Here is a 14,822-nt window from a genome sequence, read left to right as displayed (position 1 = left end):
ACGTTTCAAAATAGTTTGAATGGGTCTGAAGCTACGCTGTCGATTCGAAGAACGCGGCCATCAATTTGCGTTCCCCGTGCCGGAGGTGGTGAGAGACAGTTCCCGGTGTGACGTCCAACCGCTCGGCCAACTCTTCGCCCGTAATTGCGCGTGGCCAGTCGAAAAACCCCGAGTGGTACCCAACTTCGAGCGTCGTTCGCTGTCGTTCGGTCAATTGGTCGTCCAGGTCAGAAAAGACATCACTCAGACGCGGATTCTCCCGTTCGACTTCGGTTTGTGCGACGACCTCGACGTCCGAATACGCTTCCTTAATTACGTCTTTGATCTCTCGAACGTGGGAGTGCTTTGGCACGTGGACTCTAAGTCGAAACTGCCCGTTTTGGATAGTCCCGTCTACAATCCAGCTGTTGTACTTGGCGAGTTCGGAGGCAAGCGTCAAGTTACTCCGCTGGACTTCAACGCGAGCCCCGGACCCTTCCTCGTCGGTCACGTGGTACTCGGCGTCGGGGTTGAACGTTTTGATGATGTCAACGAAAACCGTCGGGTCAAGCCCATCGAGAGAGTAGTATGCTATGCTCCGGTCGTCGGGCAGCGGAACGAGCTTCTCGATAGAGATGGTGAACGACTCGTCACCGGCAGCTTCTGTGAAGATCTCTGCAAACCTGTGAGATTGGAACGTGAGCTCTTGGACGCGGTTTTCCACGAGGGCCCGTTTCCGTTCGATTGCATTGACTGCTTGCCCGACGACCTCGCCGATTCGTCCAACGATGCGGCGTTCGTTTTCATCGAACGCGTTCTCTCGCGCCGTGTAGACGTTCAGAACGCCGTAGACGCGATCTTCATAGGCGATCGGAACTGAAATCCCCGCCTGGTGGCGGATGTCTTGTGGCTGCTTCCACTGGTCGAGCACGGGGTCGGTGGTGCTATCGTATATGACCTGCACTTCTCCGGTCCGTATCACTTCCGCCGCCGGTGGGTAGCTTGTCGGATCATCGGTCGCGGAGGAGAGAGGTATCTCGGAGATATCGGCCTCGTTCGTACCGGCGATTTGTGGGACGATGTTCTCGCCGTGCCGGTCGAGGTGCCCGATCCAGGCGTACTCATAGGAGTCGGAGTTCGTGAGTTGCTCCGTGATCATCTGCTCGGTCTCCCTCCGTGAGGACGACTCAATAATAGCGTGAGTGACTTTCTGAAACACTTGGTTGAGGCGGTTCAGCGCGGCGAGTTCCTCTTCTTGTCGCTTCTGCTCGGTGATGTCCTGCGACATCGCCATGCCAGCGAACACAGTTCCCGTATCATCTCGAATCGGTACTATCCTCAACTGTACAGTCCGGCCAGCGTACTCGGTTTCGAAGGACGTAGAGTCCCCGTCCATCGCGGCCTCGTACGCCGGTTCGAGGAGTGCGGTGTCCTCTGGCGCGCTGTGCTCGTAAGCCATTCGACCAACCACGTCTCCGGGCGAGATTTCGAACTCGTCGAAGAGTTCTCCCCCCACGATCTGATAGCGAAAGTCCTCGTCGAACAGCGTGACGATGCCGTTTGGGAAGTTATCGACAAGGGCTTTATAGCGGTTTTTCGATTCTTCGAGTTCACGTTCTCTCCTTTTCCGCTCGGTGATGTCCTGTGTCATTGCCAACCCGGCGAACACGTCACCGTTCTCGTCCCTCACAGGATGAGTCCTCGTTTGCTTGATTCTCTCCTCAAATTCGAATTCGAAGCTCCGGGATTCTCCGTTCAGTGCGGCCTGACAATGCTCCCGGAGAAGGTCGCGTTGGTCTGGGGCCAATTGGCCGATTTGGCGACCTTCCATATCCTCCGCCGTGGGGTCGGTATCTTCGAAGTCCGTTCCGCCAACGATCGTATACCGGAGATCGTGGTCAAAGAGGGCGATGGCAGCAGTCGGGAAGTTCCTCACAATCGCCCGATGGCTTCTGTCTGCCTCTTCGTAGGCACGTTCCTGATCCGTTACTCGCCACCATACCCGAGCGCCAGACCCGACTTTTTTCGTCTCTACCTCGCCACAGTCAACCAGTTTATCCAATCGCTTGTATGCGGCCCGCCGTCCACAACCAAGCGCGTCTGCGATTTCTGGTGTTGTCAACGGCTCAAATGGAGTCGCCCGTTCATCGAAGACAGCCAACGTTTCTTCGTAAATATCCCCTGACGATGTTGACGGCGGCATACCGCTGTATGGAGGACGGAAGAGAAAATGGTTCCGCCGGTGGAACTCGACGAGTGATGAATCCTCTCAGCAAGGACTCGGAGTAATATAATTGACGGGATGGGATTGTGCCTCCGCGCTAACAAAGCCTATTGTAGTGAGTAACCAGATCTAATCGAAGTGGTCTGCAAGATACGCGCTATGTATCCAGCACGACTCCTGAAACCCATCATCGGTTGAGGATTTCAACAAAGCCATTAGAATGGATTCTGCGCTCCTATATTCGTGCCACACGTTCAGTATCGAGGGGTACGCTCCTGCCTCCCAGCCGTCCTCGTTTTCGTCCGTCACTCCCCAGTGACCCAATATTTCGACGCCCAATCGACGCTGACGTACGTTGCCACACCCTCACAATAGATATGACAGCGAAACGAGTTATCAACGAAGCGAAACTGCGGTGCCGAACGCCTTGATGTTCATCATGCCACCCTGTCCGCCGAGGGATTCGTCGGTGATGTCCACCGCGATGACCGCGTCCGCACCGACCGATTTCGCCTCCTCCACCAACTCGTCGAGCGCGGTTTCCTGATTCTCTTCGAGCGTCTTCTCCCACGATTTGGAGCGCCCGCCGACGATGTCGCGGAGGCCGCCCGCGATGTCCTTTCCGATGTTTCGCCCCGGCGTCACGTCGGCGACGACCACTCCGTGATGGTGCGCGATTTCCCGTCCCGGAACCGTGTGACTCGTCGTGACTAGTACGTCCTCGTCATCGTAGCTGAAAGCCGTCATCGAACGAATCGTTTCATCGAGGAGACATAACTCTGCTGATTAACCCGCCCGGACGGTTTCGGCCACCTCGCAGAGCGTCTCGTGCTCTTCGCCGCTGTAGGCGATGAGCCGAACGTCTTCGAGCGACGTGGGGTCGAATCGCCGTATCTCCTCACAGATGATTCGTCCGCCGTCCCGAAGGTCGAATCCGGCGATGCCACAACCGAGCGCGGGGAGAACCACCGACATCGCACCACGCTCGTCGGCTTCCCGGAGTGCGTTCCGTGTCGCCTCGCGGACGCTCTCCGGTGTCGCTTTTCCGTCCCCGTAGTGCGGCATGGCCGCCGCGTGGACGACGAACTCGGCGTCGAGTTCGTAGGCGTCGGTGACGGCCACTGCGCCGAGTTCGACCGGCCCTTCTTGGACGGCGTCGTCGTTTATCGGTCCGTTCGCGCCACGGCGGAGCGCGCCAGCGACGCCACTTCCCATTCGAAGGCTGGTCCCGGCGGCGTTGACGATTGCGTCCGCACTCTGTGCCGCGATATCGCCGCGAATCACGGTGAACTCCATACCCCCGCTACACGGCTCTCGAAGGAAATTCTTGGGTCGCTCGATTCACTCTTCGAGGTACGTTACTTCGATCATCAGGTCGGGATGGTCGGCGTTCGGATAGCGAAACGTCCACGCTCGGTCGAAGTCGATGCCCCGCCGATGGCCTTTCAACAGCAGGTCACCGAGTACGTCGCGGAAATCCTTGAGTACGGCTTTTCCCGGCGGCTTCGTCGGCTGTGGAGGGTTCGCTATCTCTTCGGTTCCACCTTTCTCGAGATGGGTTATCTCTGCCATCAGGTCCGGTGTGTCGTCGGGATAGCGAAACGTCCACGCTCGGTCGAACCGGCGGTCGTTCTTGTACGCCGTACTGAGCACCATCTTGAGCGTACTCCGGAACTCGTCGGGCGCTGCCATCCAGAGGGGGACACTCTGGGTGCGGCTCATGAAAGTGTAGCAAGCGTGGAGACAGTATAAAACCGTCCGATAATTGGTCTGGTAGGAACGACGAGCAACAGTTCACAACCCGGAATTCGACGTTAAGAGCCGGTTAATCTTGTCCGAGACGATTCGTGTCGCGGGCGAGACAGTCGGAACCCGACTTCCGAAATACTGGCATAATTGCCGCCGAATCCGGCGGCGACAGCAGTTACGCGTCGATAAGCGCCCGAACCAAGTCGTCCTGATAGTCGCGGGCGTCGCCGAGTCCCACGGTCACGTTCGACATGAGAATCGAGAACAGTACGTCCGATTTCCGTGAGCGCTCGATTGTGCGGACTGTAACCCACGGGATTCAAACCTCGTCTCACCGCTCGACTGCACCGAATTGGCGCAGATAGAAAGCCAAGGGTGGGATTTGAACCCACGTATTCTCGATTACAAATCGAGTGCTTGAACCACCCAAGCTCCCTTGGCGCAACAGCCAGTTATCGCTACTCCTTTGAGTGGTTATCGCTTTCGTCCGATTTTTCCATCTCGATTCGATGTGGTTCGTAACCCCTGTTTTCGTACAGTCTGCGGGCGTTCTGGTTTCGCGCGAGTACCTCCAGTGAGAGTATCTTCGCGCCCCGGTCCCGAAGCGCCTCCTCCGCGGCGTCGAGGAGCGCCGACCCGATTCGTTGCGGAATTCGGGTTCGACGTAGATGTTCTGGATGACTCCGTGAGTGGTCGAGTGTTGGTAGATTCCCGTCTGCAATTCGAACATCACGAACCCGACGATACCCTCGTCTCGGGCGACGAAGAGGTCGTTTTCGATGACGTGACGCGCGACCGAATCCCGGACGACGCTCCGGTTCTCCGCCGCGAGGAGGTGGGAACCGTGAGCGCGCTGGTCGCGGGCGAGTTCGACCCAGCGGTCCGCGATGTGGTCGATGTCGGCGCTCGTCGCCGCCTCGATGGCGACCATCTATCGGGAGAGCGCCTGCAACGCCGGGAGTTCCTCCCCGGTGAGCATTCGGAGGCACGCGCCTCCGCCGGTGCTGACGTGGTCGAAACCGCCGAGGTCGAACTTCCGAATCGCGGCGGCGGTGTCCCCCCCGCCGACGATGCTGAACTCGGCGCTCGCGGCCGCCGTGTACAACTCGCGGGTACCGTCGGCGAACGTTTCGTCCTCGAATACGCCCGCCGGGCCGTTGAGAATGACCGTGCCGGAATCACGGAGGATGTCGGAATACGTCGCGATGGTGTCGCCGCCGACGTCCATGGCGACTTCGTCCTCCCTCGGAGGGAACTCGTCGCGGGTGAGTTCGACGCGGTCGCCGTTTCGCTCGACAGCGGCGTCCTTCGGCAGGTAAATCCTGTCGCCGTACGTTTCGAGGAGGTCAGCGGCGTCGTCGATGTAATCCCAGTAGCCTTGGTCGTGGATGAAGTCCGCGCTCCCGTCGCCGATGTCCGCGCCGTCGGCGAACAGAAAGACGTTACCGACGACACCGGCCGTCAGGACGTGGTCCGCGAGGTCGCGCTCCAAGACGTTCTTCGCGACTGCGATGGAATCGGAGACCTTCGCACCGCCGACCACGTACGTGCGTGGGCGCGGTGTCGCCTCGATATCCCCCAATACGTCCACCTCGCGTTCCATAACGCGGCCCGCATAGCCGGGCAATCGCGTCGGGAAGCCGACGAGGGAGGGTTGTGAGCGGTGCGCCGCCGCGAACGCGTCGTTGACGTAGGCGTCGAGTTCGGGGACGAGATTGTCCACGAGGTGGGTTTCGGCGGCCTGCTCCGCCGGGAACTCCATGTACTCCTCGCTGTAGAAGCGGGTGTTTTCCAGGAGTACCGCCTCGCCTTCGTCGAGATTCGTCACGGCCCGACGCGCTTCGGCCGAGAACGTCGCATCGCAGTGAGAGATGGGGGAGGAGAGGAGTTCGTCCAACCGCGCCGCGTGCGGCGAGAGACTCGCGAAATCGTCGCTTCCGGGTCTGCCTTGGTGGGCGAGAATCGCGACCTTCCCACCCCGCTCCAACAGCTCCGAGAGCGTATCGACGTGGGCCAACAGCCGCGCATCGTCGGCGAGGTCGCCGGATTCGGTCAACGGGCTGTTGATATCGATGCGCACGCCGAGGGTAGTCCCTTGGACGGTGAGGTCGTCAAGGGTCTGTATGGGCATACGTGTGCCTGCAACACCGCCCGGCATATGTGTGTCGGTAAACGGAGGTGGAAATAAACACGTTCCCGAGTAAATGGACGATTCATTTATTTTCCCGACAGTTCCGTCTGGGGGTTATCAGTATGCCGCCGTTACTGAAATACGGTGGAGCGCTTCGTCGGAAAGGTTTAATACTCTGACCGGAACCGGTTATCGTGTGGAGAGTTATCAATGGACGACGTAACTGAGACCTATTCACGTGGGCGCCGCCTCATCGTCGAACGGCCACTATTAGTGGTCGTCGGCTTGTTCGCGGCACTCCTCGTCTTCGATTTCATCAATCGCCTGCTAACCGGCGACTTGCTGGTGTCCGACGTTGGGTCACTCGTGTGGAACGGCCTCATGCGTGGACTCATCATCGGTCTTGCTGGAATCGGGCTTTCGATGACGTACAGTATTCTAAACTTCGCCAACTTCTCACATGGGGACTACATCACGAGCGGTGCGTTCTCGGGATGGGCAGTCACCTACCTCATCGCGGGGTTAGGTACCAACAACATCGCCGGACTGTTGTTGGTCGGCGCGGGTGGGACGGCGTACGCGAGCAGCCTCGGTATCACGATTACGACGACGCCGATAGCGGTCATCCTCGGACTGGTGTTCGCTGGCGTCAGTACGGTCGTACTGGCCCTGCTCATCGACCGCATCGTGTACCGACCGATGCGGGACTCCGAGGGGATTTCGCTTCTCATCACGAGCATTGGCGTGGCGTTCGTACTTCGATACCTCGTCGTGTTCGTCTTCTCGGCGGAGAGTCGCGGGACGACGGCGCTGCAGAACATTCCCAAGTGGGATCTGCTGTTGTGGGACGGAACGGTTCGCGTAACGGCACACGACTTGACGCTCCTCGTCTGTACCGTCGGCTTGATGCTCGGCGTTCACTTCCTGCTTCAGCGGACGAAACTCGGCAAGGCGATGCGCGCCATGGCGGACAACGAGGACCTCGCGCGAGTCACCGGCATCCCGACCGAACGCGTCATCCGTTGGACGTGGATAATCGGCGGCGGCCTGACCGGGATCGCTGGCTACCTGCTCGTGCTGTGGAAGGGGACCATCGTCTTCCAGTTCGGATGGCTCCTCTTGCTTCCCATCTTCGCCGCGGTCATCCTCGGCGGCATCGGGTCGATTTACGGTGCCATCGTCGGCGGGTTGATCATCGGACTGACGTGGAACCTCGCCATCATCTGGATTCCCAGTGACTTCGGCCGGGCCGCCGCGTTCGGCATGATGATCCTCATCCTGCTGTTCAAGCCACAGGGACTCTTCGCCGGGAGGACGACCGCATGAGTTCGCGCATCCGAGATTTCGATTTCAACGACACGCTGCTCATCCTCGGGGTGCTCTTCGCCATTTACATAGTGTACCTCGGGGCGGGGTCGCTCCTCGGCTACTCGCTTCGCGGCCAGTTGAACTCGCTCGCTCGTCTCACGTTCCTCATCGGCGTGTACGGGATGTTGACGCTCGCGTTGAACCTCCATTGGGGATACACGGGGCTGTTCAACATCGGCATCGCGGGATTCATGGCCGTCGGTCTGTACACGATGGCCATCCTCTCGAAACCCGCGGCGAGCGCGACTGCGGGTGCCGCGACCGTCTCGGGCCTCGGTCTTCCGCTGTGGGTCGGAATCCTCGGCGGAATGGCCGCAGCGGCGATTCTCGGGTTGCTCGTTGCGCTTCCCGCGCTTCGATTACGGGCCGACTATCTCGCAATCGTGACCATCGCGACCTCCGAAATCGTCCGGTTCACCGTGACTTCGGACCAGTTCCAGCAGTTCACGCTGTTCGGCAAGACGCTCGGAACCGGCGGCGGTCGGGGTCTCCTGTTGAACTTCACCGACCCCCTTCAACCGCTCTTCGAAAGCGGGCCATATACCGCACTCGAAGGCGCACTCGACCCGATGCTCGGCGGATCCATCGGTCCGGTTCTCGACTCGCTGACCTACGCCATCATCCTGATGGGGTTCGTGGCGGCGTTCTACTGGCTGTTGAAGCGGACCGGCGAATCGCCGTTCGGTCGCGTACTCAAAGCCATCCGTGAGGACGAGGAGGTCGCGAACGCGCTCGGGAAGAACACCGACGTGTTCAAAATCAAGTCGTTCATGCTCGGCTGTGCCCTGATGGGATTAGCCGGCATCCTCTGGCAGATGCGTCAGGGTGCCATCACGCCCACGTCGTTCAAACCACAGGTGACGTTCTTCGTGTGGTTGGCGCTCATCATCGGCGGCGCCGGGTCGAACACCGGCAGCGTCCTCGGTGCGGCGGTGTTCGCCGGGGCGCTGTATCAGGGGCCGCTTTACCTGAAAAACATCATCAGGGGGGGAATCGACATTCCGATACCGGTGTTCGGCCACCTCGTCTTCCAACCCCCGAGCGGTGCGCCGAACACGTTCGCGGGCGCACTCGGACCGATATTCAGCGGCAAATTTGCACCGATGGTGGCCTACACCATCGGGAACATCAACGCGCTCCAGTTGGTCATCATGGGCGCGGTTCTCATCTGGATAATGCACCACCGTCCCGAGGGCGTCCTCGGCCACCGCAAGGAGGAAGCGGCGAGCATCCCGCTCACGCGTCCCGGCGGAGGGTCCAACGAGCCACAACCGACGCCCGCTGCGGACGGAGGTGAGGAGCAATGACGGCGAGCGAGTCTGCGGAGTCCGAAAGCCTCGATATCGGAAACGAAGTGGCGGACCTGAGCGACACACCGCTTCGTGTCGAAAACCTCCGGAAGACCTTCGGCGGCATCACGGCCGTCGACGGCGCGACGTTCTCCGTCGAACAGGGGTCGTTCACCGGCCTCATCGGCCCGAACGGGGCAGGGAAATCCACGACGTTCAACCTCATCACGGGCGTCTATCAACCGGACAGCGGTTCGGTGTACTTCAACGATCAGAACGTCACGGGGCTGCAACCGTTCGAAATCGCCGACCGTGGCATGGTCAGGACGTTCCAGATCGCCCGCGAACTCTCCGAGATGACCGTCTTGGAGAACATGATGCTCGCCCCGAAGGCACAACAGGGCGAACACCTCTGGCGGTCCGTGATGCCCGGAACGCGGACGGACGTGTGTGACCAGGAGGAAGAAGTCCTCGAACGCTCGTGGGAGATGCTCGAGTTCTTCGAAATCGACCACCTCGCGGGCGAGTACGCGGGCAACCTCTCCGGCGGCCAGCGGAAACTGCTGGAGATGGCCCGGGCGCTCATGACCGACCCGCAGATGGTGTTGTTGGACGAACCGCTCGCGGGTGTGAATCCGTCGCTCGAAAAGAAACTGCTCAAACACGTCCACGAGCTCCGTGAGCGTGGCTACACGTTCCTTCTCGTCGAACACGACATGGACGTCATCATGAACAACTGCGAACACGTCATCGTCATGCATCAAGGTACAGTGCTGGCCGAAGGGGAACCCGCGGCCATTCGGTCGAACGAACAGGTCATCGACGCCTACCTCGGGGAGGATATCTGATGGCGCTTCTCGACATCGACGGACTCGACGCGGGGTACGGCGAAGACCTGCAGATCCTGAGCAACGTCGATATGCGCGTCGAGGACGGCGAATACGTCACGATCGTCGGCCCGAACGGGGCCGGCAAATCGACCGTGATGAAGTCCGTCTTCGGGTTGACGACCTACATGGGCGGGACGGTCATGTTCGACGGCACGGAGATTCAGGGGGACGCCCCCGAGGACATCATCCACCTCGGTCTCGGATACGTCCCGCAGAACGACAACGTGTTCCCGACGCTCTCGGTGCAGGAGAACTTGGAGATGGGCGCGTACATTCTGGACGAAGTGCCGGAAGACGCCCTCAACGAGGTGTTCGAGCGGTTCCCGATTCTCGACGAACGCCGCGACCAGAAGGCAGGGACGATGTCCGGCGGACAACAGCAGATGCTCGCGATGGGTCGTGCGCTCATGTTGGACCCCGACCTGTTGATGCTGGACGAACCCAGCGCCGGACTCGCTCCCGACCTCGTGGCGGAGATGTTCGACAAGGTGGACGAAATCAACGACAACGGGACGGCGATTCTGATGGTCGAACAGAACGCGAAGGAGGCGCTCCGGCGCTGTGACCGGGGCTACGTCCTCGTACAGGGCGGCAACCGCTTCATGGACACCGGGGACGCGCTGCTCGCGGACGACGAGGTCCGACAGGAGTTCCTCGGCGGATAACCCCGTTCGGTTTCCCTTTCGATGCCACAATTCACAAGGACCAGCGGTGCGTGTTCATCCCATGACACGCTCACGGTGGATCACACCGGTCTTCGCGCTCGTGGCCGTGTCTACCCTCCTCCTCGTTTTCGGGGTTCCTACACCGGCGACGCCTGCCTTCGACGGACACCCGACCCACCTCGATTCTTGTTCGGAGATAACCGAATCGGGTCGGTACGTCCTCACGGGCGATATCGATTCGCGCTCCGAGTCGTGCATCCGAATCGAGGCCGATAACGTCATTCTCGACGGCGGAAACCACGTCGTGGACGGCCACGAGTTCCGGGAGAACACGACCGGCGTTTCGGTGACGGGACGGAACGTCACGGTTCGGGACCTGACGGCCCTCAACTGGACGTTCGGAGTGAAGTACGAAGGTGCCCGTGCGGGAACCGTACGGAACGTGACGACGTGGCAGACCGGGGACGGCGTGACGATTTCCGATTCACCGAAGACGCGGGTCGAACGCGTGACCGCAACGAACGGCTTCACCGGCATCTTCGTGCGTAATTCGGACGGCAGCCGAGTTTCGAACAGCGTCGCACGTGATACCAGTTCGGTCGGTCTGTTCGTCGCGGATTCGGCGAGCGTGACGGTGACGAACGCCTCGGTCGTGCGGAGCAAGACGGGCGTCGCGTTGCTCGGAGAAGAGGGCAGTGAGATGTCCGATGCCGCCGTTCGTTCGACGAGCGAGGCGATTCTTCTCGTCGATTCTCACGACAACGTGATACGGAACGCGACGCTTTCGAACCCCGGTGGAGAAGCGGTCGTGACGCGCTCGAACGCGAGCGACAACCGATTCGTCGATATGCACGGCAACTGGACGTACGAGGACGTGTCGGGGACGACCACGAAAGAGGAATCCGACGGACGCGTCGCTACCCGTTGAGCGCCTGTTGGATGACGGACGAGTACGACGATTCGCCCTTGTTGAACGCCACCTGTTTGGTGACGGTCCCGCTTTCGTCCTGCTTGAACTTCTTCGCGAACTGGTTCGACAACTGCTGCCCGTAGTCGTTGTTCACGTACAACGTCGCTGCGGTTTTCGCACCGATACGTTCGCCGGCGACTTGTGCCATCACGCCGCCCTGCAGCAAGTCGCTCGGTGCGGTGCGGAAGATGTAGTCGTCATCCTTCAAGTACGAGACCGTGATGGCCGTACTCGACGGCGAACAACCGACGATCTGGTTCGGGATGAACACTTCGCTCGCGACCGGGATGTTGTTCCCGGAGGACGCCGGACCCGAGATGGCGGGATACCCGGCGTTGACGAGCGCGTTCGCCCCGCTGAGCGACGCCTGCCGGTCGGTCTGTGTGTCCTCGACCTGCGTTTCGACTTGCAGGTCCACGTTCCCCTCGTTCACCTGCTGAATCGGAATCCTCGACGCTTGAATCATCGGCGTCCCGACCGATGCGAGGTCGCCCGTCTGCGGAAGCAGGATGCCGACCCTGATGGTTCGGCCCAGTCCACCGGGCGCGCTGTTCGCCTCGGGGCCGCCCGCGTTACTCTGGAACTGTCGCGTGTTGACGACTCTGATTCCGTCCTCCGTTTGCGGTGCGAACTTCCAGACGTCGTAGGCCGCGGACGCCGGGCCGCCACGCTTGTCGAAGTTCGTCGAACTCGATGCCCCCTGATAGTTGATGTCGTCGCCGTTCGCGGCGGCTTTCACGGCGTCCACGAAGTTCTGTGGCCCGAACTCCTTGCCGGGGGGATTTGCGACGCGGCGCATCTGGTCACGGATCTTCTGTCCGTCGTTCGCCCCCGCCGCCGCGTTGGCGAGGATGAGGATGGCGACCGAATCGTACGATTGAGACGTGAACACGCCCGGCGGCGCGTTGTAGCGGTCGCGGAACAGTTTCGTGAACGCTTGTTTGTTCGGTCCGGCGGCGGCGGGAACGGTCCCCGTGACGTTCTGCATGTCGCTTCCGACCTGTTTCGGCAGGTCGGGTGACTGCAACCCGTCCGGGACGAGAACTGGAATGTCTCCCCCGCTCGCATAGAGGTCACGGAACAGTTGAATCCCGCTCTCCGGATAGCCGATAATGGTGAGCATGTCCGGCCCACCCCCCTGCTGGAGGGTCCCCATCAACCCCACGGTACTCGCTGCACCTGCCGCTCGGAGGTAGGTGCGACGGTCGATTTTCTGACTCATACCCGGTGGAACCCTCACCGTTCCGAAACAAAAATGTATCTTAATTTGTCATTATATATCGGGGTCAGTTCATGGGATAGTGAGAGATACACTAGCACGCACTGGAACTGACGTTTTCCTCGATAAAAAGCCGAACGGAGTGACGGGTGGTCAGTTCGAACTCATCGCCTTGTTGATGACGGACGTGTACGACGATTCGCCTTTGTTGAACGACACCTTCTGTAGAATCTCACCGCTGTAGTCGTCGGTGAAGGTAGTCGAGAACTTATCGGACAGCTGCTGTCCGTAGCTGTTGTTGACGTACAGCGTCGAGGCCGTCTTGCCGCTGAGTCGCTTGGAGGCGACTTGCGCCATGACTTGGCCCTGTAGCAAGTCGCTCGGAGCGGTGCGGAACACGAAGTCGTCGTCTTTCAAATTCGTCACGGTAAGTGCCGTACTGGACGGCGAGCAGCCGACGATTCCCTGCTTGATGTACACCTGTTGACTGACCGGGATGTTGTTCCCGGAGGAGGCCGGTCCGCAGATGGCCGGGTATCCGGCACTGACGAGCGCGTTCGCCCCGCTGAGCGACGCCGATTTCTTCGTCTGTGAGTCCTCCACTTGGGAGTCCACCGTGATGCCGATATCGGCGTCGTTGACCTGTTTGACCGGAATCTTCGCCGCGTTTATCATCAGGCTCCCGGTCGAACCGAGGTCGCCGGTTTCGGGGAGGAGAACGCCGACTTTCGCCGTCCGGTTCTTGCCGCCGGGAGAGCTATCTGCCATCTTTCCGCCGGGTTCACCTTCGAATTCGATAGTATCCTCCGTCTTGATGCCACCGTCGGCGCTGGAGTCGAACTTCCAGACGTCGTAGGCCGCGGACGCCGGGTCGCCTTTCTCGTCGAAGTCCACGACGCTCGATGCGCCTTGGTAGTTGATGTCCTCGCCGCGCGAGGCGGCCTTGACGGCTTCGACGAAGTCACCCGGGCCGTATTTCTGCCCGCCGGGGTTGGCGACGCGCCGCATTTGGTCGCGAATCTTCGTTCCGTCGTTGGCCCCCGCCGCCACGTTGGCGAGGATGAGGATGGCGACCGAATCGTAGGTGTGGGAGTTGAACACGCCCGGTTCACGGTCGTACTCGTCTTTGTACAGCTCCGTGAACGCCTTCTGGTTCGGCCCGGAGGCCGCCGGTGCGGTTCCGGTGACGTTCGCCATATCGTTGCTGACCTCTTTGGGTAGCGTCGAGTCGCGCAGACCGTCGGGAACGATTATCTTCTGTTTCCCGTCCGTACTCTTGTAGTAATCACGGAACAACTGAATCCCGCTTTCGGGGTAGCCGATGACGTTGATGACGTCAGGTCCGCCGCTCGTGTTACCACCGCCACCGCCGCCGCCGTCACTGGTACCGCTACCGTCTCCCGTATCACTCGTATTGGTGTCGTCTCCAGCGCCGCCACCGCCGATACAGCCCGCAAGCCCGGCGATTCCGGTTGCACCCAGGCCCTTCAACACGTCCCGTCGTTCGATATCATATCGCATGGACAGCGATGGATATCGACCCAACCGATATAAATCTACCTTTCGAGCTTTTTATGATTCCTCAAAAACGACAACTTTTTCGGGGGCAAAGTGGCGATTCGTTTAGAAATCGCGGCAATCGGCACAGACCAACTGTCCGTTGATGTTCGTTAAATCGTGCGTGAGCGCGCCGCAGACTTCACAGATGCTTTGATTCACGTACTCCGAGTCGCCGCCGTTCGTCTCCATTCGGTCACCGAGTTCGGCCTCGTCGATATCCCGTTCGTTCGTACGCGTGATGCTCGATGGCGACGCGGATGCGGAGATGACGTCCCGTTCCGTGAGTACGCCGAGGAGTTCGTCGTCGGCACCCGTGACGATGATTCGTCTGATTCCCTGCTGTGCCATCATCCCCGCCGCGTCGGCGAGACTACGGTCGGGCGGGATGGAGACGACCGGTTTCGTCATCGCTTCCGAAACGGTGGTCTCCTTGGGGTCCTTCTCGTTCGCGACGAGGGAAAGGACGTCCGCCTCCGTCATGATGCCGACCGGTTCACGTCCGCGTAGGACGACGACGCTTCCAACTCCTTCATCGGACATGAGGCGAACCGCACCCAACACCGTGTCGGATTCGCTGACCCCGACGTATTCCCGGGTCATCACGTCCCTCACTATGACTTCCGCGTCCATATGTGAACGTTTGACACGATCGTCCTAAAAAGTATCCCCGGCACCTTTATTCCCGCATCGGGCGAAGGGTACTATAGTAGACATTAGAAGTAGTTGCTCACTGTTGGAAGAGATAGCTGGTCGAGAGCGGTATCAATCGCCGTGGTTA

At 60.2% G+C, this 14,822-nt stretch carries 15 protein-coding genes and 1 tRNA gene; 6 read left to right on the top strand and 10 right to left on the bottom strand.

The annotated features are described in order from the left end of the window. Positions 1-31: 31 nt before the first annotated feature. From AC1XDK_RS00080 to AC1XDK_RS00065, 4 genes are all read right to left on the bottom strand, one after another. Entirely contained in the window at positions 32-2,182 is a 2,151-nt protein-coding gene (locus AC1XDK_RS00080; protein ID WP_483347740.1) for a bacterio-opsin activator domain-containing protein, read from the bottom strand. 417 nt (positions 2,183-2,599) lie between these two features. After that, positions 2,600-2,950, bottom strand: a complete 351-nt coding sequence (locus AC1XDK_RS00075; protein WP_483347738.1) for a YbjQ family protein — start codon at positions 2,948-2,950, stop codon at positions 2,600-2,602. Between the two features lie 39 nt (positions 2,951-2,989). Continuing rightward, positions 2,990-3,499 (bottom strand): macro domain-containing protein, encoded by a 510-nt coding sequence (locus AC1XDK_RS00070; protein ID WP_483347737.1) that lies wholly within the window; start codon positions 3,497-3,499, stop codon positions 2,990-2,992. 45 nt (positions 3,500-3,544) lie between these two features. Continuing rightward, positions 3,545-3,925, bottom strand: a complete 381-nt coding sequence (locus AC1XDK_RS00065) for a hypothetical protein (RefSeq protein WP_483347735.1) — start codon at positions 3,923-3,925, stop codon at positions 3,545-3,547. Positions 3,926-4,034: 109 nt separating this feature from the next. On the opposite strand from AC1XDK_RS00065, the gene AC1XDK_RS00060 reads away from it, so the two are divergent. Continuing rightward, positions 4,035-4,238: a hypothetical protein gene (locus tag AC1XDK_RS00060; RefSeq protein WP_483347733.1), complete on the top strand. Its 204-nt coding sequence runs from the start codon at positions 4,035-4,037 to the stop codon at positions 4,236-4,238. Positions 4,239-4,319: 81 nt separating this feature from the next. On the opposite strand, the gene AC1XDK_RS00055 is transcribed toward AC1XDK_RS00060, so the two are convergent. The 3 genes from AC1XDK_RS00055 to AC1XDK_RS00045 all read right to left on the bottom strand — a co-directional run bounded on the left by AC1XDK_RS00055 (position 4,320) and on the right by AC1XDK_RS00045 (position 6,083). Beyond that, positions 4,320-4,393: transfer RNA gene (locus tag AC1XDK_RS00055), tRNA-Thr, on the bottom strand. A gap of 17 nt (positions 4,394-4,410) precedes the next feature. After that, positions 4,411-4,941 carry a GNAT family N-acetyltransferase gene (locus AC1XDK_RS00050; RefSeq protein ID WP_483347732.1) on the bottom strand — a complete coding sequence of 177 codons (531 nt, stop codon included), beginning with the start codon at positions 4,939-4,941 and terminating at the stop codon, positions 4,411-4,413. After that, the gene (locus tag AC1XDK_RS00045; RefSeq protein ID WP_483347731.1) at positions 4,884-6,083 is read right to left on the bottom strand and encodes a phosphoglycerate kinase; all 1,200 of its coding nucleotides are present in this window, start codon (positions 6,081-6,083) and stop codon (positions 4,884-4,886) included. The genes AC1XDK_RS00050 and AC1XDK_RS00045 overlap by 58 nt, the downstream gene beginning before the upstream one ends. A gap of 210 nt (positions 6,084-6,293) precedes the next feature. On the opposite strand from AC1XDK_RS00045, the gene AC1XDK_RS00040 reads away from it, so the two are divergent. The 5 genes from AC1XDK_RS00040 to AC1XDK_RS00020 all read left to right on the top strand — a co-directional run bounded on the left by AC1XDK_RS00040 (position 6,294) and on the right by AC1XDK_RS00020 (position 11,223). Then, a complete protein-coding gene (locus tag AC1XDK_RS00040) occupies positions 6,294-7,409 on the top strand; it encodes a branched-chain amino acid ABC transporter permease (RefSeq protein WP_483347730.1) in 1,116 nt (371 codons plus the stop codon). Next, a complete protein-coding gene (locus tag AC1XDK_RS00035; protein WP_483347729.1) occupies positions 7,406-8,758 on the top strand; it encodes a branched-chain amino acid ABC transporter permease in 1,353 nt (450 codons plus the stop codon). The genes AC1XDK_RS00040 and AC1XDK_RS00035 overlap by 4 nt, the downstream gene beginning before the upstream one ends. Beyond that, the gene (locus AC1XDK_RS00030) at positions 8,755-9,588 is read left to right on the top strand and encodes an ABC transporter ATP-binding protein (protein ID WP_483347728.1); all 834 of its coding nucleotides are present in this window, start codon (positions 8,755-8,757) and stop codon (positions 9,586-9,588) included. Before AC1XDK_RS00035 ends, AC1XDK_RS00030 begins: the two co-directional genes overlap by 4 nt. Continuing rightward, positions 9,588-10,295, top strand: coding sequence for an ABC transporter ATP-binding protein (locus AC1XDK_RS00025; RefSeq protein WP_483347727.1), 708 nt, complete (start codon positions 9,588-9,590; stop codon positions 10,293-10,295). Before AC1XDK_RS00030 ends, AC1XDK_RS00025 begins: the two co-directional genes overlap by 1 nt. Positions 10,296-10,356: 61 nt before the next feature. Then, positions 10,357-11,223, top strand: coding sequence for a NosD domain-containing protein (locus AC1XDK_RS00020; protein ID WP_483347726.1), 867 nt, complete (start codon positions 10,357-10,359; stop codon positions 11,221-11,223). Here AC1XDK_RS00020 and AC1XDK_RS00015 read toward each other — a convergent pair. From AC1XDK_RS00015 to AC1XDK_RS00005, 3 genes are all read right to left on the bottom strand, one after another. After that, entirely contained in the window at positions 11,213-12,487 is a 1,275-nt protein-coding gene (locus AC1XDK_RS00015; RefSeq protein WP_483347725.1) for an ABC transporter substrate-binding protein, read from the bottom strand. The two genes, AC1XDK_RS00020 and AC1XDK_RS00015, sit on opposite strands and share 11 nt — an antisense overlap. 150 nt (positions 12,488-12,637) lie before the next feature. Continuing rightward, positions 12,638-14,005, bottom strand: a complete 1,368-nt coding sequence (locus AC1XDK_RS00010; RefSeq protein WP_483347724.1) for an ABC transporter substrate-binding protein — start codon at positions 14,003-14,005, stop codon at positions 12,638-12,640. A gap of 102 nt (positions 14,006-14,107) precedes the next feature. Then, on the bottom strand, positions 14,108-14,674 hold the full coding sequence (locus AC1XDK_RS00005) for a CBS domain-containing protein (protein ID WP_483347723.1): 567 nt from the start codon (positions 14,672-14,674) through the stop codon (positions 14,108-14,110). Positions 14,675-14,822 lie beyond the last annotated feature (148 nt).

This window comes from Haladaptatus sp. HS23 (genome assembly GCF_056892285.1).
The sequence above is the reverse complement of the archived record's forward strand: the minus strand, read 5'-3'. Positions and strand labels throughout refer to the sequence as shown.